The following is a 19,048-nucleotide window of genomic DNA, read 5'->3' on the forward strand; positions in this document are numbered from 1 at the left end:
CGGCGGCGCATCGCAGGAGGGAGATCTTCATGGTTGCCCCTTGGCGGCATCGAATCGGTTCGGCGAATCGGTTCGGCGAAGGTAAGCGCATCGATCTGTGTGCGTCAAGGACGTTGACACTCCCGCGCCGTCACCCTTACGGTCGTGTCGAATCGGTTCGCTACCCCCACACCACCCGCCGTCACACCGGCTGGGCAGGTCGGGCAAGCTCTGGGCGTACCTGGCCAGGATCTTGATCTTGATCTTGCCTTGCGCATCCGGGAAGGGAGAACGCGATGAACATCGGCGAGATCGCCCGGCGCGCCGGGGTGTCGCGGAGCACCGTCTCGTACGCGCTCAGCGGCAAACGCACCGTCTCGGCGGAGACCCGTCACCGCATCCAGGCCGTCATCGACGAACTCGACTACCGGCCCAACGCGGCGGCCCGCGCGCTCAAGGAGGGCCGCACCCGCACCCTCGGCCTGGTCATCCCGCCGGCCAGTCTCCGGCTGACCGACATGCAGTTGCGGTTCGTCGCCAGCGTGGTCGAGGCCGCGGCCCGCGCCGACTTCGACGTCCTGCTCTCCCCCTCCGGCGGCGACCACGACCGGTCCTTCGAGCGGATCGTCACCGGCCGGCGGGTCGACGGGGTCATCCTCATGGAGATCCGCCTGGAGGACGAACGGGTCAACCGGCTCGAACGGACCGGGCTGCCGTTCGTGACGATCGGCCACACCGCCAACCCGGGCCGCACCTGGTGGGTCGACCTCGACTATGCCGCGCTGGTGGCCCGCTGCGTGCACCACCTGGCCGACCTGGGCCACCGCCGGATCGCGCTGATCAACCGCTCCACCGAACTCGTCGCGGCCGGGTACGGGCCGGCCCAGCGCGCGCTCGCCGGCTTCACCGAGGCCGTCCACGAGCGCGGGCTCACCGGCGTCGACCTGTGCTGCGGCGACGACCCGGCCTCCGGCGAGGCCTGCCTGGAACAACTGCTCGACCGGCACCCCGACGTCACCGCGATCACCACGGTCAACGAGGCCGCCCTGCACGGCGTCCAGCGCGGCCTGGACCGGGCACACCTCGTCGTCCCCCGCGACCTGTCGATCGCCGGCGTGGTCGCCCCGCACTGGGCGGAGGACTTCCGGCCCCCGCTGACCGCCGCCGACGTGCCGACCGAGATGGGCGGGCACGCCGTCGACCTGCTCCTGGAACGCATCGCCACCCCCGACGCGCCGCCGCGGCATCTGCTGCTCCGCCCGCCGGTCTCGCTGCGGTCGAGCACGGGTCCCGCACCCACCCGATAGAACCGCACCACCTGTCCAGGGACGCGCCGCCGGCTCGTCCCGCGCTCCCCCCGCGCCCTCATCCCCGTCCGAGGAGTTTCCCCGTGGACATCACCCGCACCACCCGCCTGGCGGCGGCCGCGCTCGCCGCCCTCTCCGTGTTCACCTTCGCCGCACCCGCGCGGGCGGCCGACGAGTCGATCGCCGTGAACTTCGCGGTGGCCGGCGGCGCACCCACCTACCGCGCCTCCGGCTGGATCTACGGCATGACCGAGAACGCCGCCGGGCCGGCCGACCACTTCTACCGGGACGTGAAGTTCCGGTACATGCGGGCCGGCGGCGCCCAGCTCGACCAGCCCGGCGGCTGGGTGTCCGGCCTCTACCAGCGCCGGTGGAACGCGACGCTGGCCCAGGCCCGCCGCACCATCGCGCTCGGCGGCCAGTTCGTCCTGCTGCCGCACGACCTGTGGGGCGCCGACGGCTACCCGATCGGCCGCTTCCCCGGCGACAACGGCAACTGGACCGACTACGACAACTTCCTCACCCGCGTGATCACCGACGTCCGCAACGCCGGCATCACCGTGCAGTGGGACATCTGGAACGAGCCGAACCTCGGGCTGTTCTGGAACCGCCCGCAGGCCCAGTACTTCGAGCTGTGGCGCCGCACCCACCAGCGGCTGCGCGCCGAACTCCCGGGCACCCTGATCGTCGGCCCGAGCCACGCCGGCGTGCCCACCACGTCCGGTTGGTGGACCCAGTACCTCGATTTCGTCCGGTCCACCAGCACGGTGCCCGACATCTTCAGCTGGCACAGCCTGCCCAGCGACCCGGTGGCCAACGTGGCCACGGCCAACACCACGCTGAACGCCCGGGGCATCCCGCATCCGCGCCCGTACCAGATCAACGAGTACGGATCGCCGAGTGAGCAGAACCCCGGCGACGGTTCCTGGTACATCGCCCGGCTGGAACGGGCCGGCGCCGACGGCCTGCGCGCCAACTGGGCCAGCACCAACAACCTGCACAACGACCTCGGCAACCTGCTGGTGCGCAACTCCGCCGGCCAGCACCAGCCCAAGGGCGAGTGGTGGGTGTACCGCTTCTACGGATCACAGACCGGCCAGATCGTGTCCACGACGCCCAGCCCCGCCTACGACGCCTTCGCCACCAAGGCCGGCGGCGAGGCCAAGATCCTGGTAGGCGGTGGAGGCACCACCGGCAACATCGCCGTCAACCTGCAACGCCTCGACACCACGAGCGGCATCGTGCAGAACAACCAGGTACGCGTGATCGCCCAGCGCATCCCCCACAACGGCGGCGCCGCCGTGGCCGGCCCCGTCACCATCCAGAACCAGGTGGTGACCCTGTCCGGCAACGCCACCACGGTCAACCTGCCGCACACCAGCGCCGACGACACGTTCACCCTGACCCTGCTGCCCCCGTCCGACGCGAGCTTCCAGTCCGTGGCGGTGGCCCAGCACTCCCAGCAGTGCCTGGACAACACCGACCTGCGAACCACCGACGGCAACCCCCAGCAGCAGTTCTACTGCGAGGGCGGCGACCAGCAACTGTGGAACTTCCGCCCGGTGGCCGGCGTCGCGAACACCTACACCGCCGTCAACCAGCAGTCCGGCAAATGCCTGGAGGTGAGCAACGCCGCCACCACCGACGGCGCCCTGGTGAACCAGCGAACCTGCACCACCGGCGCCACCCACCAGCAGTTCACGCTCCGCAAGGTGACCTACGCGGGCAACGACCCGCACGACTACCAGTTGCTGGCCCGCCACAGCGGCAAATGCGTCGACGTCAGCACCATCTCGACCGTCGCCAAGGCCCCCATCCACCAGTGGACCTGCAATCCGGCGACCCAGGCCAGCCCGCTGAACCAGACCTGGCGCCTCTGGTCGCGCTGAAGCCCTATCAGTGGCGCCAGCGGTGCCAGAGCAGGGCGGCGGTGTAGCTCGCGACCAGTGTGACGGACAGGATGAGGTAGGGCACGGCGGCGCGGAAGCCGTCGGTGACCTGGGTCCAGACGGTTACGCCGAGCAGGACGACGGCCATCAGCTGCCACGAGAAGCTGGCCGCCTGCCGATGCTGGTCGCAAGCGCGCTCGTCGGTGCCCTCGCGGGTGCGCCGGCCGTGGATCTGGCCGTAGATGAAGAGCGCCGGAAAGACGAGTGCGATGAGGACGAAGCCGTACTCGAGGTGTCCGGTGGAACCGATCGCCATGAGCGCCGCCGGAACCGCGACGGCGGCGCCGACGATCCACATCCGGCGCCGCCGGTCGGCCAGCGCGGCCAGGTCATCCGTCGGGTCCCTCATGGAAGATCTCCTCCACGGTAAGGCCGAAGTACCGGGCCAGCGCCATGGCGAGCGGCAACGACGGGATGTACCGGCCGTTCTCGATCGAGTTGATCGTCTGGCGGGAGACCCGCATAGCCTCAGCAAGCTGCGCCTGCGAGAGCGCCCGCTCCAGCCGCAGTCGACGTACGTCGTTGTCCAATTGCACTCGCCATGTCAAGTTCGCTTGTCACACCAGCATGCGCACCCTCCCCGGCGATGTCAAGTTCGCTTTCCATCTGTTTGATCCGGGCGCGGTGGTGGCGGACAGTGGAACGGGTGGTTGCGCCCCTCGTCTATTTCGCCCGAGCCGTCGACGGCCTGGATCGGCGAGCCGTGCTCGGGGCCGCGAAGGTCGTTGCCGCCGAACTGGAGAAATCCGGTCTGCGGATGACCGATCCGGTCGACGCGTGGATGCGGTCGGACCGGCTGAGATCGCCTGACGATCACGTCCTCCTGGTGCAGTCCGACCTGGGGCTGCTGCGCAGGTGCGATGGCGTGCTCATGGACATGTCCATCCCGGACCGCAATTACCTCGGCTGTACGTGCGAGCTGACCTACGCCTATCTGTGGCGCATACCGTCCGTGGTGTGGGTCGGGGACACCGGCCTGGAGCGGCGTCCATGGCTGCGCTACCACGCAACGACGGTGGTGCGCACTCGTCCGGAGGCCGTGGCGGCGCTCACCGGCCTGCTACTTGCCTGATCTGCTGCCCGTCATCGCCACCTGCACCGCCAGCAGGATGATCGGCACGACCAGGCCGAAGCCGACCTCCCGCGCCTCGAACAGGCCGGTCGCGACCAACACCGCTCCGCCGGCGAGCAGCAGGCCGATCGTCGCGGCCGCCCAATTGCGCCGGAGCCACTGCTTGCGGAGGCGCCAGCGAACGGCGGTCAGCAGTCGCTGCGGTGGCACGTCGAGATCGGCACCGCCCTGGATGATGGCGGCCTGGGCGGACAGCGGTGTGAGCACCTGCCCGCTGTGCAGCGGCAGAAACGCCCTCACATCGGCGAGAGCTTCGAGGAACGGCCCCACCGTCCAGACCGAGAACGCGGCCGAGCTGTCCACGCTGGGCCAGCGTCCGTCCTCCAGCTGGGTTGTGATGAGCGTCCGCACGGAATTGACAACGAGATCGAAGCGTACGGTGCCGGGCTGGCGAACCAGCGCGGAGAGGGCGAAGGGCAGCCCGTGGTGCCAGATCGCGTTCTCCCACATGACGATCGATCCGTCGGCGCCCGCGCGGGTAACGGCGTAGGTCTCCAGCCGGGCGTGATCGTCGTGCACCGTGGCCGGATTCAGGTGGCTCGCCAACCACGCATAGCCTTCGTCGACGGCGTCCGCCACGGCGTGATCGGTGGCCGGCAAACCGCTGTCGGCAAGCGCGGTCAGCACGTAGGACGTGTGCGTCACCGTGGCGGCGTGCCGTGGACGTTCGCCCCAGCCGTGGGAGGCCGGGTCCCGTGCCGCAATCAGCCATTTGGCGCCCGCTCCGATCGCCGGTGAGCGCCGGTCGAGCTCGCCGAGCGCGCGCACCGCCATCGCCGTCAGCCACACCCGTGACTCCTGGCCGTGGAACGACCCCCAGCCGCCGTCGTCGTTCTGGTTGTTGACCAGCCAGGATGTGGCCCGCCGGGCGTCCGGTGCGGCGGCCGTCAGAGCCGTGCCGGTGCGCACCAGGAGGCGTGCCACCAGCGCGGTCGCCTCGGTGACCGGCTGGCCGGCGCTGGTGTTGACGGCCCACCCACCGTCGAGCAGCGGATCGTCCGAGCGGATCTGGCGCTTCTCCAGGAAGCGAAGGCACTGCTGCTCGTGCTCGAAGGGCCGGCGATGGAGGAGGAAGCTGCTCATCCCGGTCACGGTGGCCGACGGACCCGGCATCGGCGCGTCGAGCCGGTGATACCAGCCCCCGTCGTCCGCGGTGCCGGGTCGATAGGTGCGTCTCAGGAGATCGAGGCTTCGCTCCACGAGCGCATCGATCGAGCGTCCGTCCACCCCGGTCACCATCGTCGGTCACGGCACCTTGTGGGCCACCGCTCGGATGAAGTGGCTCGGCTTCGAACTGGCGTAGTGACCGCGGTAGCTCTCGATCGACTCCACGGTCCAGCCCTCCAGGAGGTCTTTTATGTTGCCCTCATCGAAGAAATGCCGGACGTGCCCCTTCCGGCGGAAGATGTTCTCGCCCAAGGGCTCGCCGTCGCCGTAATACGGATCTTCGGTCGATTTCACGCTGAAGACCAGCAGCCCGCCGGGGCGCAGGACGCGCGCTATCTCGCTGAAGATCTGCCGGGTGACGTCGTCATGGAAGTAGTGCAGCGCCAGATGCGAGTAGACGCCGCCGAAACGTCCGTTCTCGAAGGGCAGTCGGTCGGCGATGTCGTAGACCCGAAGATCACTTTTCCGCCGCCTGGGGAAACGCCATCCGTAGACCCTCTTTCGCGCGTGCCGGACGGCAAAGGACGAGAAATCGAGCCCGGCGACGCGGTGACCTGCTCGTGCCATCGCCTCCAGATCGTGTCCCTGGCCACAGCCCAGGTCCAATACGTCGGTCGAGCCGGGCAGACGATTGAGGAACAGCCGGCGGAGTTCCCGATGCACCTGATCCTCTCCGGTGGCGCCGCGTTCGCGGTGCCAGGCATTCCAGAAGGTCAACTGCTCGGGAAGATCCTGTTGTTTCAGACGCATGAGGTCGGCGGCAATCTGCTAGGCGGGCTCGGTGAGGGGCAGTGGCTGGTGCGGTGATCGCGGAAAGGCGTCCTGTGTGGCCCGGACGTTGTCCCACTGCGGAAAGAGCGCGTAGTCCCACTCGTCCGGGCGGCCCAGCACCCGCGCGATATGGCGACGGAAATACTGCGAGATCCCGGCATCGGACGCGTACTGCACCAAGCCACCGGGCTCGCGGTACATCAGATAGCCGTCCGCTCTTTCCGCAGGAGGTAGATGTGCGAGGCCAGTCAGGGTCCCGAGAGATCGAACGGGCAGCCCCAACAGATGGAACGAGTACGCCCCGGGCAGGACGTGGATGTGGGAGTGGGTGATGCACGCGGAGCGCTGTCGTTCCTCGGCCCGGCACGAGCCGTGCTCGAACAAAGTGCACGGGCCGAACGTTCCCTCGACCATGTTCACAACGCCGTCCACAAACGCGAGAAAATCTGGCATTGCCTCGGATTCGAGCGCCTGCACTGAGTTCTGATGTTTGGCCGGCGAGATCAACACATAGCCGGGCACGAACGCACCCAGGGCGCACATTGCCACGCCCACCGCGTTTTGCCTAATCAGCGGCCGGTCGTACCACGGCAATTCCTGATCTTCAGTCGTATGCACCTGGCAGAACAGACAGTCGTAACGTGGGATCTGAGGCACAAGCAGCATGGCTTGCTCACGCTTCGCTCGCCGACAATAAGGCTCACGGTAACAGCTGCGCGGTCCCACGCATCATGCCCAATTTTGGGATCATTCTTAAGAAGGGTCTGGGAAATGGGGCGGCGTTTCCCAGGAAGGCGGTTGCGCCCTCCATCATCGCCATCTGTCGGGTTACTCCGAGCCGCACGGTCGCAGCGACGATCACTGTGATCGCCTACCCGAAGGCCTCACCGCACATCGCACGCAGGCCGATGATCAGGCCGAGTTGCCAGGCGATGCCGGTGACGCCGCCGGCGCCGAGAACGAGAGCGCGCTCCGTGATTCACGAGTAGCGCGCCGGTCCTGGCCCGCCTTCTTGCGCCGCTTGCGCTCGTACATCTGCTCGTCGGCGGCGGCCAGCAGCTCGTTCGGGGACAGGCCGGCCTCGGCGTCGGTGTGGATGACCCCGATGGTGATACCGACCGTGAGGTCCTCGTCCTGCCACCGGATCGGCGTGCGGACGGCCTCCTCGATCCGGCCACGCAGCTCCTCGGCCTCCGCGTGGCTGGTGGCCGGGCAGAGCACGAGGAACTCGTCGCCGCCGAGCCGGCCCACCACATCGTCGCGGCGCGCGGCCGCGGTGAGCCGCCGGCCCACCTCCTGCAGCACGAAGTCGCCGGCCTCGTGCCCGTAGCGGTCGTTGACCGGCTTGAAGCCGTCCAGGTCGCCGTAGAGCAGCGCCAGTTCCGGGAAGTCGCCCTCGACCTGGCGCAGCAGCGCCCGGCGGTTGGCCAGCCCGGTCAGCTCGTCGTGGTGCGCCTGGTGCGCGAGGGCCCGCTGGTCCCGGGCGCGCTGCGCGATCAGCTGGCCGATCCGGGTCAGCACCAGCGGCACGATCAGCAGCGGGCCGATCGAGAGCAGCAGGATGTCGGCCTCGCCGCCGGCGAAGTGCGGCGCGCTGCCGGCGATGCCCGGCACCAGCAGAACACCGCCGAGCAGCGCCAGCCGGTACGGCGACAGCTCCTCGGTCCGTCCCCCGGTGGGCTGGGTAAACGCCGCGGCGCTCGGGTGCAGCGCCGCCGCGGCCTGGGCGAGGTAGCCGACCAGCCAGCAGATGATGATCAGCACGTGCCGGCGGCTGCCGTCCGCGCTGGCCAGCGTGACGGACAGGATCAGGCCCACGATGGTCGCCCCGAGCGAGACGAACAGGTAGTTGAGCGCGGGCCGGGCCCGGCTGGTGGTCCACGAGATGCGCAGCAGCGCACCGGCACAGGCGAGCAGGATCGAGCTCTGCACCAGCATCAGGGTCTGGCTGGCGCTGGGCGCACCCATCTCCAGCAGCCGCGGCCGCAGCAGCGTCTCCCAGACGATGCCCGCGGCACCCATCCCGACCAGCGCGGCGTCGATGATCGCGCCGCCGTTCTGCGGCGTGTGCCGCAGCACCACCACGATGCTGGCGGAGAGCAGGGCCGCGTACCCGGCCGCCTGAAAGACCCGGGTGAGCGGGTTGTCCGCGTTGGCCTCGCCGAGAAACTCGGTCAGGATGAACCAGCGCCCGTTGACCACTGTCAGCAGCGCCATACCGAGCGCCACCAGCAGCCACGGCAGCCGGTCGGTGATCTGGTTGATCCGGAAACTGATGAAGATCGCAACCATCGGCAAAATGCCCGCCAGCAGCAGAATCCCCGGCGCCCCGGCCACATGGGCCACCGCGAGCAGCCCCGCCACCACCACAAACCCACCGGCAACAACACGGCCACCGACAGCAGCCCAGCGACGGTTCATCGGCAGCGCCCCTCTCGGTGTCCGGCACCGGGAGCAATCGGCTCCGCAACCCCCGAGTTGAAGGTTGCGAGTCAGTTTCCGAAACGCGCTCAGATAGCGCAGCGGCATCCCACCTCACGTGGGATGCCGCTGCCTGGGTTAATCGTCAGAAGCCGCGCGCCAGCCGGTAGTAGGCCTGGTTCCAGCGCACCTTGTCCGCAAAGTCGCGGACCGTCGTCGACGCGTCGATCACGAGCAGTTCCGCCGCCACCATCTCGGCCAGGTCGGACAGCTCATCCGTGCCGACCGCCGAGGACAGCACCGTGTGGTGCGGCGCGCCCGCGGTCAGCCACGCCTCCGTCGAGGTGGCGAAGTTCGGCAGCGGCTTCCAGACCGCTCGGGCCACCGGCAGCTTGGGCAGCGGCTCCGGCGGGGCCACCACCTCGATCTCGTTGGCCACCAGGCGGAAGCGCTCCCCCATGTCGGACATCCCCACCACGACCGCGGGGCCGGGGGCGGCGTCGAAGACCATCCGGACCGGGTCCTCGCGGCCGCCGATGCCGAGCGGGTGGATCTCCAGCTTGGGGGTGCCGGAGGCGATCGACGGGCAGACCTCGAGCATGTGGGCGCCGAGGATCAGCTCCTGGCCGGGGACCAGGTCGTAGGTGTAGTCCTCCATGAATGACGTGCCGCCGGGGGCCATCGCCTTCAGGGTCGCCACCAGCACCGACGTCTTCCAGTCGCCCTCGCCGCCGAAGCCGTAGCCGTCCGCCATCAGGCGCTGGACCGCCAGGCCGGGCAGCTGCCGCAGGCCGCCGAGGTCCTCGAAGTTCGTGGTGAACGCGCCGAACCGGCCCTCGGTCAGGAAGCGGCGCAGGCCCAGCTCGATCCGGGCGGCGTAGCGCAGCGACTGGTGCCGCTCGCCGCCGTCCCGGAGTTCGGCGGCCACCTCGTAGAGGTCGGCATACTCGCCGACCAGCTTGTCGATCTCGGCATCCAGGACCTGATCGACAACGGCAACAAGATCATTGACGCCGTACGTGTTCACCGACACGCCGAACTTGAGCTGCGCCTCGACCTTGTCGCCCTCGGTCACGGCCACGTCGCGCATGTTGTCGCCGAAGCGGGCCACCTTGAGCGACCGCAGTGCCGAGTTGCCGCGGGCGGCGCGCAGCCAGGTGGCGACCCGCGCGACCAGGCGCGGGTCGGTGACGTGACCGGCCACCGTCTTGCGGGCCACGCCGAGGCGCGCCTCGATGAAGCCGAACTCGCGGTCGCCGTGCGCGGCCTGGTTGAGATTCATGAAGTCCATGTCGATCTCGGACCAGGGCAGCTTCACGTTCGCCTGGGTGTGCAGGTGCAGCAGCGGGGTACGCAGCGCGTCCAGGCCGGCGATCCACATCTTCGCGGGCGAGAACGTGTGCATCCAGGCGATCACGCCGATCACGCCGGGCACACTGTTGGCCTCGCGACAGATGTCCAGGATCTGCTCGGCGCTGGTCAGCACGGGCTTCCAGACGACGCGGACGTCGATGCCGGGCGACTCGGCGAGGATCCCGGCGATCTCGCGCGACTGCGCGGCTACCTGATCCAGCGTCTCGGGCCCGTACAGGCCCTGGCTGCCGGTCAGGAACCAGACCTCGTGCTCGCTCATCGGATTCCTTCCATGGGGTGGGGGCAGGCGCTCGTCACTTGGCTTTCCTGGTGACGAGGCGCTGCAGGACGATGAAGCCGAAGAGCAGGACGCCGATGACGATGCGCGTCCAGGCGGCGTTCAGGTCGCCCTGGAAAATGATGATTGTCTGGATCAGGCCGTAGACCATCACGCCGAGCAGCGTGCCGAGCACGTACCCGGACCCGCCGGTCAGCAGCACACCGCCGATGACCACGGCGGCGATCGCGTCCAGTTCCAGACCGTTGCCTTGCAGGGCCCACCCGGAGGTGGAGTTGATGCTGAACAGCACGCCGCCGAGGGCGGCGCAGAACCCGCTGAGGGTGTAAACCGCGATCCTGGTCCGCCCCACCGGCAGGCCCATCAGCAGGGCCGAGTCGGCGCTGCCGCCGATGGCGTACACGTTGCGGCCGAAGCGGGTCCAGGCCAGGACCGCGGCGGCGATCAGCACCACGGCGACCGCGATGACCGCTACCGGTTTCGTGACGACCCCGTCGGCGAGCACGATGCGGTAGTCGGAGATGGCCCGCCAGGTCTCGTTCCGGATCGGGATCGAGCTCTGGTTGATGAACAGGGCGAGGCCGCGGGCCAGGAACAGCCCGGCCAGGGTGGCGATGAACGGCTCCACCTTGAAGAAGTGGATCACCGCGCCCATGCCGGCGCCGAGCAGCGACCCGAGCAGCAGCACCAGGACCAGCACCACCAGCGGGGGCCACCCGCCCTGGAGCAGGGTCGCGGTCAGCGTGGTGGTCAGCGAGATCACCGCGCCGACCGACAGGTCGATGCCGCCGGTCAGGATCACGAAGGTCATCCCGACCGCGACGACCAGCAGCACCGCGTTGTCCCGGAACAGATTCACGATGACGCTGGGCTGGCCGAAGTTCTCGTAGTTCGCCACGCCGCCGATGTACATCGCGAGGACCAGCGCGAGCGTGGCCAGGATCGGGATGTACTTGGTGTGCGGCCGGTAGACGCGCCGGCGCGGGTTGGCCGGCGAATCGCTCTTGTTGGTGCCGGGCGTGGCATCGATCGTTGTCATGCGGGAACCTCCGCCCGGGTGGCCGGACGCGGTTTGAGGCGCCCGAAGACCTTCTCCCGGAAGGTCGTGGACTGGGACAGGCAGAGCGCCACCACGACGACCGCCTTGAAGAGCAGGGTGGCCTTGGACGGGACGCCGACCGCGACCACGGTCACCGTCAGCGCCTGAATGATCAGCGCGCCGAGGACCGTGCCGGCGATGGAGAACCGGCCGCCGATCAGCGCGGTGCCGCCGATGACCACGGCCAGGATCGCGTCCAGCTCGATCAGGTTGCCGGCCGCGATGCTGTCCGCGCTCTTGATGTTGGCGCTGTAGATCAGGCCGGCCAGACCGGCGAACCCGCCGGCCACCACGTACACCATCATCGTGATCCGCCGCGACCGGATGCCGGCCAGCCGGCTCGCGGTCGGGCTGCCACCCACCGATTCGAGCAGCAGGCCGAGGGCGGTACGCCGGGTCAGCACGACGGTGAGGACCACCGCCACCGCGGCGATCAGGAACGCCACCGGCAGGGCCAGGAAGAAGCCGGTGGCGATCGTCGCGTACGGGCCGGACCGGACGTTGATGATCTGGCCGTCGGTGATCAGCTGGGCCAGGCCGCGGCCGGCCACCATGAGGATCAGCGTCGCGATGATCGGCTGAATGCCGACGACCGCCACGAGTGTGCCGTTCCAGAGGCCGAGCAGCAGCGACATCCCGATCGCGATTGCCATGATCGCCAGGACCGGCAGCACCGCGTTCTGGTCGCCCAGGTCGCTGATCAGCAGGCAGGCCACCGCGCCGGAGATCGCCATCACCGAGCCCACCGAGAGGTCGATGCCACCGGTGGCGATGACCAGGGTCATGCCGAGCGCCACCAGCATCAGCGGCGCGCTGCCCCGCAGGATGTCGATGAGCGTGCCGAACAGGTGCCCGTCGCGGATCGTCAGGAACTGGTTGGACGTGAACATGTTGACGACCAGCAGCGCCACCAGGATGACGGCGGGCCAGAACAGCCGGTTCTTCAGGATGGTCATGTGGTCGCTCCGCTGGCGATGGTCTGCATGATGCGATCGGCGTCGACGCCGGCGGTGTTCTCGAGTTCCTCGACCAGCCGCCGGTCGCGGAGAACCTCGATCTTGTGGCTGAGCCGGAGCACCTCCTCGAGCTCCGCGCTGACGAACAGCACCGCCATGCCGCCGTCGGAGAGCTCGGCGACCAGGCGCTGGATCTCGGCCTTGGCGCCGACGTCGATGCCGCGGGTGGGCTCGTCGATGATGAGCAGCTTGGGCTCGGTGATCAGCCAGCGGGCGAGCAGCACCTTCTGCTGGTTGCCGCCGGAGAGGTTGCGGACCAGCCGCTCCGGGTCGGCCGGGCGGATCTGCAGCGCCTTGATGTACTTGTCGACCAGTTCGTCCTGCCGGCGGCGCGGGATCGGCCGGGTCCAGCCCCGGGCGGCCTGCATGGCCAGGATGATGTTCTCCCGGACGCTCAGGTCGCCGAGGATGCCCTCGCTGCGCCGGTTCTCCGAGGAGAAGGCGATGCCGTGCTTCATGGCGACCTGCGGGCTGCGCAGCGTGGTGCTCTTGCCGTTGAGGGTGAGCTCGCCGCTGTCGGCCCGGTCGGCCCCGAAGAACAGCCGGGCCAGTTCGGTGCGGCCGGAGCCGAGCAGGCCGGCCAGCCCGACCACCTCGCCGGCGTGGATGGTGAGGTCGAACGGGGCGATCGCGCCGGCGCGGCCGAGCCCCCTGGCCTCGACGACCGGTGCGGCCCGGGCGGCGCGGGCCCGGCTGCGCTGGGCCTTGTCCTCCAGGTCCTCCAGCACGGCCAGTTCCTTGCCGATCATCTTTTCCACGAGCTGCACCTGGGGCAGGTCGGCGGTGCGGTACTCGCCGATCAGCTGGCCGTTGCGCAGCACCGTGAGCCGGTCGGAGATCTCGTAGACCTGGTCCAGGAAGTGCGAGACGAACAGGATCGCCACCCCGTCGGCCTTGAGCCGGCGCATGACCGCGAACAGCTGTGCCACCTCGGAGGCGTCCAGGCTCGAGGTGGGTTCGTCGAGGATGAGTACGCGGGCGGAGACGTCGACGGCCCGGGCGATGGCGACCATCTGCTGGATCGCCAGCGAGTAGGTGCTGAGCTGGGCGGTGACGTCGACGTCCAGGTCGAGCCGCTGGAGCAGCTCGGCGGCGCGCTTGCGCATGACGCCCCACTGGATCTTGCCGAACTTGCGGGGCTCGCGCCCGATGAAGATGTTTTCCGCCACCGAGAGGTTGGTGCACAGGTTGACCTCTTGGTACACGGTGCTGACCCCGGCCTGCTGGGCCTGCAGCGGCCCGGAGAACGCAACGGGCTGGCCGGCGAGGGTGACGTCCCCGCCGTCGATGCTGTAGACGCCGGTCAGGACCTTGATCAGCGTCGACTTGCCGGCCCCGTTCTCGCCCATGAGGGCGTGGATCTCGCCCGGTAGGAGCCGGAAATCGACGCCGTCGAGGGCGACGACGCCGGGAAAGACTTTTCGGATCCCGGTCATCTGCAGGACCGGAGACTGCTCGCCCATTCGTGCTCCGTTCGCGGGCCGTAGGTTGTCCCGGCCTGGGGACCGGGACAACCTACGGGGCATCTATCAGTACTGGCGGTTGGGCAGCTCGGTCTTGGCCTGCTCCTGGGTGAAGGTGGTCTCCTTGGTGAGAACCCGCTTCTCCACCGTCTGGCCGGCGTCGACCGCCTTGGCGAGCTCCATCAGCTGCGGGCCGAGCAGCGGGCTGCACTCCACGATGAAGTTGATCTTGCCGTCGGCCAGGGCCTGCATGCCGTCCTTGACCGCGTCCACCGTGATGATCTTGATGTCGGTGCCCGGCTTCTTACCGGCCGCCTCGATGGCCTCGATCGCGCCCAGACCCATGTCGTCGTTGTGCGCGTACAGCACATCAATGTCCGGGGTGGACTGCAAGAAGGTCTCCATGACCGTCTTGCCGTCGGCCCGCTTGAAGTCACCGGTCTGCGACTTGACGACCTTCAGGTTCGGGTTCGACTTGATGACCTCGGCGAAGCCCTTCTGCCGGTCGAGGGCCGGCGCCGAGCCCGTGGTGCCCTGCAGCTCGACGATGTTCACCGTCTCGGTCTTGCCCTGGTACTGGTCGACCAGCCACTGACCGGCCTTCTTGCCCTCCTCGACGAAGTCCGAGCCGATGAACGACGCGTACAGCGAGGTGTCCTGCGCGTCGACGGCCCGGTCGGTCAGGATCACCGGGATGCCGGCGTCCTTGGCCTCCTTGAGCACCGCGTCCCAGCCGGAGACGACCACCGGCGAGAAGGCGATCACGTCGACCTTCTGCGTGATGAAGCCCCGGATGGCGGTGATCTGGTTCTCCTGCTTGCCCTGGGCGTCGTTGAACTTCAGTTCGAAGCCGGCAGCCGCCGCGGCCTCCTGGATCGACTTGGTGTTGGCGGTACGCCAGCCACTCTCGGCGCCGACCTGGGAGAAGCCGAGGACAAGCTTGTCGCTGCCGCTGCCCGTGTCACCGCCCGAGCCCTCGTCGCTGCCACCACAGCCGGCCAGCGCGGAACCAATGAGAACGGCGCCGAGCACTGCCGCAGATAGTCTCTTGAGCACTACATCCTCCTTACAGGCGACCCAGCGGGGCCGCAACACGGATTGTTAACGCTAACATTTTGAGTTGCGACGTAGTCCCCACAACTTGTTCAAGGAGGACCGCCGGGGAGATGGTCCCAACCTCAGTGGTGACCAACCTTCCGGCTCTTCCAGACACCTCCGGTTACCACGTTTCGCGAGTGTTATCGTTCTCAACCCCGGAGTCAAGAGGCTGATCTCGGTTTGTTACCGGAAGATTGCACCAGGTTCTCTGAGCTGGTGAACCATCCGGACGGCCCGGTTCCGTGCCAACTGATCGGCCGGTGGTTGTGCGCGTTCACATAGCAGGAGCTGGATGGAGGGCTAGTTGCCACCTCGGAAGCCGATCACCGGCCAGGTGCCGTCCCAACGTCCCCGCATGACGATCATGCGCGACGTCGCGAAGCTGGCCGGCGTCTCGCATCAGACCGTCTCGCGCGTGGTGAACGGCCACCCTAACGTGCGCCGGGAGACCCGCGAGCGGGTGCTGGACGCGATGCGGTCGCTCAACTACCACCGCAACGTCGCGGCCCGCACGCTCGCCACCCGCCAGTCGCACACGCTCGGCATCATCGGCTTCGAGTCGACCCTGTTCGGCCCCGCCTCGATGCTGCTCGGCATCGAGAGCGCCGCCCGCGAGGCCGGCTACATGATCAGCGTCGCCACCGTCCGGGTCCTGGAACGCCCCCAGGTGCTCGAGGAGGTCGACCGGCTGACCCAGCACGGCGTCGACGGGGTGCTGGCGATCGCCCCCAAGCAGGCGGTGATCCACGCGCTGATGCAGGCCCCGCGCGGCAGCCACTGCGTCGCGGTCGGCGGCGCCAGCGCGGCCGCCGCGGTGCCGACGGTCTCCATCGACAACGCGGCCGGCGCCCGGCTGGCCACCCAGCACCTGCTCGACCTGGGCCACCGCACGGTGCACCACGCGGCCGGCCCCGCCGACTGGCCCGAGGCCACCGAGCGGATCGAGGGCTGGCGGCATACGCTCTACCTGGCCGGAGCCCCCGTGCCGCCGGTCGACCACGGCTGGTGGGACGCCGAGTCCGGCTACGACCAGGGCCGGCGGCTGGCCGCCGACCCCCGCGTCACGGCCATCTTCTGCGCCAACGACCGGATCGCCCTGGGCGTGCTGCGCGCGCTGCACGAGGCCGGCCGCCAGGTTCCCGAGGACGTCAGCGTGGTCGGCTTCGACGACATGCCCGACTCGGGCTTCTTCCTGCCCTCCCTGACCACGGTCCGCCAGGACTTCGCCGAACTGGGCCGCCGCGGCATGGCCCTGCTGCTGGAGCACATGACCGGCACCGACGGCACCCGTCCGCCCGACCAGCTGGTGCTCACCCCGGACCTAGTGGTCCGGGCCAGCACCGCCGGGCGGCCGCAGTAGCTCGCGTCGGCGGCGGAGAAACTCGCGCTCGGTGTCGTTTCCGGCCAGATCAACGGCTTGGTCGTACGCGGCGGCGGCGTCGGCGGTGCGGCCGAGGCGCGACAGCAGGTCGGCCCGGGTGGCCGGGAGCAGGTGGTAGCCGGGCAGGTCCAGGTCTTCGATGGCGGCCAGGGCCAGGGCCGGGCCGTGCACCTCGGCGACGGCCACCGCGCGGTTGAGGGCGACGATCGGGGTCGGTGCCAGGCGCAGCAGCTGGTCGTAGAGGGCCAGCACCTGGGTCCAGTCGGTGGCCGGGCCGTCGGTGTGCACGGCGTTGACGGCGGCCTGGATCTGGTACGGGCCGGGACGGCCGAGGCGCAGGCAGCGGCGTACCAGATCATGCCCTTCCTCGATCAGACTCCGGTTCCAGAGCGCGCGGTCCTGCTCGGCCAGGGTGACCAGCTCGCCGGCCGGACCCACCCGGGCCGGGCGGCGGGCCTCGATGAGCAGCAGCAGCGCCAGCAGGCCGAGCACCTCCGGTTCGTCCGGCATCAGCTCGGCGAGCGCGCGGGTCAGGCGTACCGCCTCCAGGCCGAGGTCGGTGCGCAGCAGCGGGCCCGACGTCGCGGCGTAGCCCTCATTGAAGATCAGGTAGAGCACGGTGAGCACCGGCGGCAGGCGCTTCGGAAGCTCGGCGGCGCCCGGGACGCGGTACGGGATGGCGGCGTCGCGGATCTTCTTCTTGGCGCGCACGATGCGCTGCGCGACGGTGGCCTCCGGCACCAAATAGGCGCGGGCGATCTCGGGCACCTCGAGGCCGCCGAGCAGGCGCAGGGTGAGCGCGGTCTGTGCCAGCGGGGCGAGCGCCGGGTGGCAGCAGGTGAAGATCAGGCGGAGTTGGTCGTCGCGCACCGGCCCTTCCTCCCTCGGCTCCTCGGGTTGATGCAGCAGCAGCGCCTGGGCGTGCCGGGCCTCGCGGGTCGACTCCCGGCGCAGCCGGTCGATGGCCCGGTTGCGCGCCGTGGTCACGATCCAGGCGCCCGGGTTGGGCGGCGGCGCGTCCCATTTTTCGACGGCCACCGCGAACGCGTCCTGGACCGCCTCCTCGGCGAGGTCGATGTCACCGAGGATGCGGGCCAGGGTCGCGACGCACCGGCCGTACTCCGCCCGGTAGAGGGCGGCCACATCCACGCCCACTAGCCGGCTTCGTCCTGGAACGGGCGGACCTCCACCGGGTTGAGGCAGGCCCGCGAGCACTTCTCGGCCCAGGCCAGCGCCTCGTCCAGGTCGGCGCACCTGATCACCCAGAATCCGCCGAGCTGCTCCTTGGTCTCGGCGAACGGTCCGTCGGTCATCGTGGTCGATACGCCGTCGACCCGGACCACGGTGGCGCTGTCCGGCGGCAGCAGACCACCGCCGAACACCCACGCCCCGGCACCCAGCATCTCGGCGTTGACCTGGTCGACCTGGGCGAACGTGCGCTGCATCTGCTCGGGCGAGGGCGCCGGAGCGCCCTCCACCGAGTGCACGGCGAGCATGTACTGCTTCATGAACCACGCTTCCTCAGGGCTCGAGCCGGCGGGCGACGGCCGGGATGATGATCGCGGCCGCGACCAGGTGGGTGACCATCAGCAGGGCCCTGGTGGCCGGCGCCGCGGTGATGAGCACGTCGGGCACCAGCGACAATACGGTGAGCGCCACGGTCGCCCGGACGAAGGCGCGCCGCGGGTGCCGGGCCACCTTCGCCAGGACCACGGCCAGCAGAATACCGACCACCGAGCACATGGCGGTCGCGGTGGCGAAGCCGGTCAGCGGAATGGGCGCGCCCTGCACGTCGAGGCTGATGCCGGCGGCCCGGCCGGCCCAGGCGACGACCATGGCGGCGCCGCCGGCCAGCACGGTGGCCAGCACGCCGTCGCGCAACAGCGGGCCGATCGCGGTCTTCGTGGTCGCAACGGTGGCGGCGGCGATGTCGGTGCGGGTGGCGGTCATGATGTCCTCCGGTGCGTGTGGACCGGCTCCGTGCCGGCCTCTCACCAGGGCTACGAATGGGTCCGCCGCCGATCGACACCCTCCGCGGAATTTTTCGGCCGAGTTCTAAGCCCGGCTCAGTTGCACCGCGTAGCGACCCTCGCGGTTCGGCCCGCCGATCCGCAGTTCGTACTCCCCGGCGCCAAGGTCCAGCGGGCCGTACCGAGCGCAGGTCAGCTCGGACTTCGCGACCGGGTCGCCGTTGCTATGGGCCAGTTCCCACGGCAACAGGTGCACGCCGCAGTCCTCGGCGACGCCCTCGAGGTAGACCCGGCCGCCGGTGGCCAGCACGAGTTGGTAGCGGTCCACCTCGCCGACGCCGAGGGTGGCCACGCCGGTTGCCGGCACCCGGGTGCCGAGCGTGATCCCGGGCGCGGCGGCCGGGTCATCACCGCCGGGTCCGGGAGTGGCGCCCGAATCGCCATCGGGGCCGGGTGACGGGGCTGCGGCTGAAGCCGTTGTTCCGCCCGTAGGTGAAGGTCCGCCGGCTTTCGGATTCCCGTCGCCCTCGGAGCGGTCCCGGTCCGGGAGCAGCACGATGGCGGCGACCAGCGCGATCACGGCGACAGCGGCGAGCACCAGCCGGACCCGGGAGCGCCGGCGATCCACCATGGCCGGCGCGGCA

At 69.5% G+C, this 19,048-nt stretch carries 18 protein-coding genes and 1 pseudogene; 4 read left to right on the forward strand and 15 right to left on the reverse strand.

From position 1 onward, the window contains the following. Positions 1 to 275: 275 nt before the first annotated feature. Together Ari01nite_RS45335 and Ari01nite_RS45340 are read left to right on the forward strand one after the other, a co-directional pair. The gene (locus Ari01nite_RS45335; RefSeq protein ID WP_203790462.1) at positions 276 to 1,286 is read left to right on the forward strand and encodes a LacI family DNA-binding transcriptional regulator; all 1,011 of its coding nucleotides are present in this window, start codon (positions 276 to 278) and stop codon (positions 1,284 to 1,286) included. A gap of 83 nt (positions 1,287 to 1,369) precedes the next feature. Next, positions 1,370 to 3,175, forward strand: coding sequence for an RICIN domain-containing protein (locus Ari01nite_RS45340; RefSeq protein ID WP_203790464.1), 1,806 nt, complete (start codon positions 1,370 to 1,372; stop codon positions 3,173 to 3,175). Between the two features lie 7 nt (positions 3,176 to 3,182). Here the strand turns inward: Ari01nite_RS45340 and Ari01nite_RS45345 are convergent, their stop codons facing one another. Continuing rightward, positions 3,183 to 3,584, reverse strand: coding sequence for a hypothetical protein (locus Ari01nite_RS45345; protein WP_203790466.1), 402 nt, complete (start codon positions 3,582 to 3,584; stop codon positions 3,183 to 3,185). Then, complete coding sequence (locus tag Ari01nite_RS45350) at positions 3,565 to 3,765, reverse strand: helix-turn-helix transcriptional regulator (protein ID WP_203790468.1); 201 nt, start codon at positions 3,763 to 3,765, stop codon at positions 3,565 to 3,567. Before Ari01nite_RS45350 ends, Ari01nite_RS45345 begins: the two co-directional genes overlap by 20 nt. Before the next feature lie 116 nt (positions 3,766 to 3,881). Here Ari01nite_RS45350 and Ari01nite_RS45355 point away from each other — a divergent pair, with 116 nt between their 5' ends. After that, positions 3,882 to 4,307: a hypothetical protein gene (locus Ari01nite_RS45355; RefSeq protein WP_203790470.1), complete on the forward strand. Its 426-nt coding sequence runs from the start codon at positions 3,882 to 3,884 to the stop codon at positions 4,305 to 4,307. Here Ari01nite_RS45355 and Ari01nite_RS45360 read toward each other — a convergent pair. From Ari01nite_RS45360 to Ari01nite_RS45400, 9 genes are all read right to left on the reverse strand, one after another. Then, positions 4,296 to 5,606 carry a prenyltransferase/squalene oxidase repeat-containing protein gene (locus Ari01nite_RS45360; RefSeq protein WP_203790472.1) on the reverse strand — a complete coding sequence of 437 codons (1,311 nt, stop codon included), beginning with the start codon at positions 5,604 to 5,606 and terminating at the stop codon, positions 4,296 to 4,298. The genes Ari01nite_RS45355 and Ari01nite_RS45360 overlap by 12 nt on opposite strands. A gap of 6 nt (positions 5,607 to 5,612) precedes the next feature. After that, on the reverse strand, positions 5,613 to 6,284 hold the full coding sequence (locus tag Ari01nite_RS45365) for a class I SAM-dependent methyltransferase (RefSeq protein WP_203790475.1): 672 nt from the start codon (positions 6,282 to 6,284) through the stop codon (positions 5,613 to 5,615). A gap of 18 nt (positions 6,285 to 6,302) precedes the next feature. Beyond that, the gene (locus Ari01nite_RS45370; protein WP_203790477.1) at positions 6,303 to 6,971 is read right to left on the reverse strand and encodes an HIT family protein; all 669 of its coding nucleotides are present in this window, start codon (positions 6,969 to 6,971) and stop codon (positions 6,303 to 6,305) included. 246 nt (positions 6,972 to 7,217) lie between these two features. Further along, positions 7,218 to 8,726 (reverse strand): GGDEF domain-containing protein, encoded by a 1,509-nt coding sequence (locus tag Ari01nite_RS45375; RefSeq protein WP_203790478.1) that lies wholly within the window; start codon positions 8,724 to 8,726, stop codon positions 7,218 to 7,220. A 145-nt stretch (positions 8,727 to 8,871) separates the two neighbouring features. Then, a complete protein-coding gene (araA, locus tag Ari01nite_RS45380) occupies positions 8,872 to 10,359 on the reverse strand; it encodes an L-arabinose isomerase (protein ID WP_203790479.1) in 1,488 nt (495 codons plus the stop codon). 34 nt (positions 10,360 to 10,393) lie between these two features. After that, complete coding sequence (yjfF, locus tag Ari01nite_RS45385; RefSeq protein WP_203790480.1) at positions 10,394 to 11,416, reverse strand: galactofuranose ABC transporter, permease protein YjfF; 1,023 nt, start codon at positions 11,414 to 11,416, stop codon at positions 10,394 to 10,396. Then, the gene (locus Ari01nite_RS45390) at positions 11,413 to 12,432 is read right to left on the reverse strand and encodes an ABC transporter permease (protein WP_203790481.1); all 1,020 of its coding nucleotides are present in this window, start codon (positions 12,430 to 12,432) and stop codon (positions 11,413 to 11,415) included. Before Ari01nite_RS45390 ends, yjfF begins: the two co-directional genes overlap by 4 nt. Then, complete coding sequence (locus tag Ari01nite_RS45395; protein WP_203790482.1) at positions 12,429 to 13,955, reverse strand: sugar ABC transporter ATP-binding protein; 1,527 nt, start codon at positions 13,953 to 13,955, stop codon at positions 12,429 to 12,431. Before Ari01nite_RS45395 ends, Ari01nite_RS45390 begins: the two co-directional genes overlap by 4 nt. Before the next feature lie 66 nt (positions 13,956 to 14,021). Beyond that, positions 14,022 to 15,011 carry an ABC transporter substrate-binding protein gene (locus Ari01nite_RS45400; RefSeq protein ID WP_203790483.1) on the reverse strand — a complete coding sequence of 330 codons (990 nt, stop codon included), beginning with the start codon at positions 15,009 to 15,011 and terminating at the stop codon, positions 14,022 to 14,024. Positions 15,012 to 15,417: 406 nt separating this feature from the next. On the opposite strand from Ari01nite_RS45400, the gene Ari01nite_RS45405 reads away from it, so the two are divergent. Further along, positions 15,418 to 16,413 (forward strand): LacI family DNA-binding transcriptional regulator, encoded by a 996-nt coding sequence (locus Ari01nite_RS45405; protein ID WP_203790490.1) that lies wholly within the window; start codon positions 15,418 to 15,420, stop codon positions 16,411 to 16,413. Here Ari01nite_RS45405 and Ari01nite_RS45410 read toward each other — a convergent pair. From Ari01nite_RS45410 to Ari01nite_RS45425, 4 genes and pseudogenes are all read right to left on the reverse strand, one after another. Further along, the gene (locus Ari01nite_RS45410; protein WP_203790484.1) at positions 16,375 to 17,583 is read right to left on the reverse strand and encodes an RNA polymerase sigma factor; all 1,209 of its coding nucleotides are present in this window, start codon (positions 17,581 to 17,583) and stop codon (positions 16,375 to 16,377) included. The two genes, Ari01nite_RS45405 and Ari01nite_RS45410, sit on opposite strands and share 39 nt — an antisense overlap. Before the next feature lie 5 nt (positions 17,584 to 17,588). After that, on the reverse strand, positions 17,589 to 17,942 hold the full coding sequence (locus Ari01nite_RS45415; protein WP_203790486.1) for a YciI family protein: 354 nt from the start codon (positions 17,940 to 17,942) through the stop codon (positions 17,589 to 17,591). 13 nt (positions 17,943 to 17,955) lie between these two features. After that, on the reverse strand, positions 17,956 to 18,384 hold the full coding sequence (locus Ari01nite_RS45420; RefSeq protein WP_203790488.1) for a DUF6069 family protein: 429 nt from the start codon (positions 18,382 to 18,384) through the stop codon (positions 17,956 to 17,958). Between the two features lie 105 nt (positions 18,385 to 18,489). Further along, positions 18,490 to 19,048 (reverse strand): annotated as a pseudogene (locus tag Ari01nite_RS45425) (hypothetical protein); the annotation flags it as partial.

Source organism: Paractinoplanes rishiriensis (assembly GCF_016862375.1).
GTDB classification, from domain to species: Bacteria; Actinomycetota; Actinomycetes; order Mycobacteriales; family Micromonosporaceae; genus Actinoplanes; species Actinoplanes rishiriensis.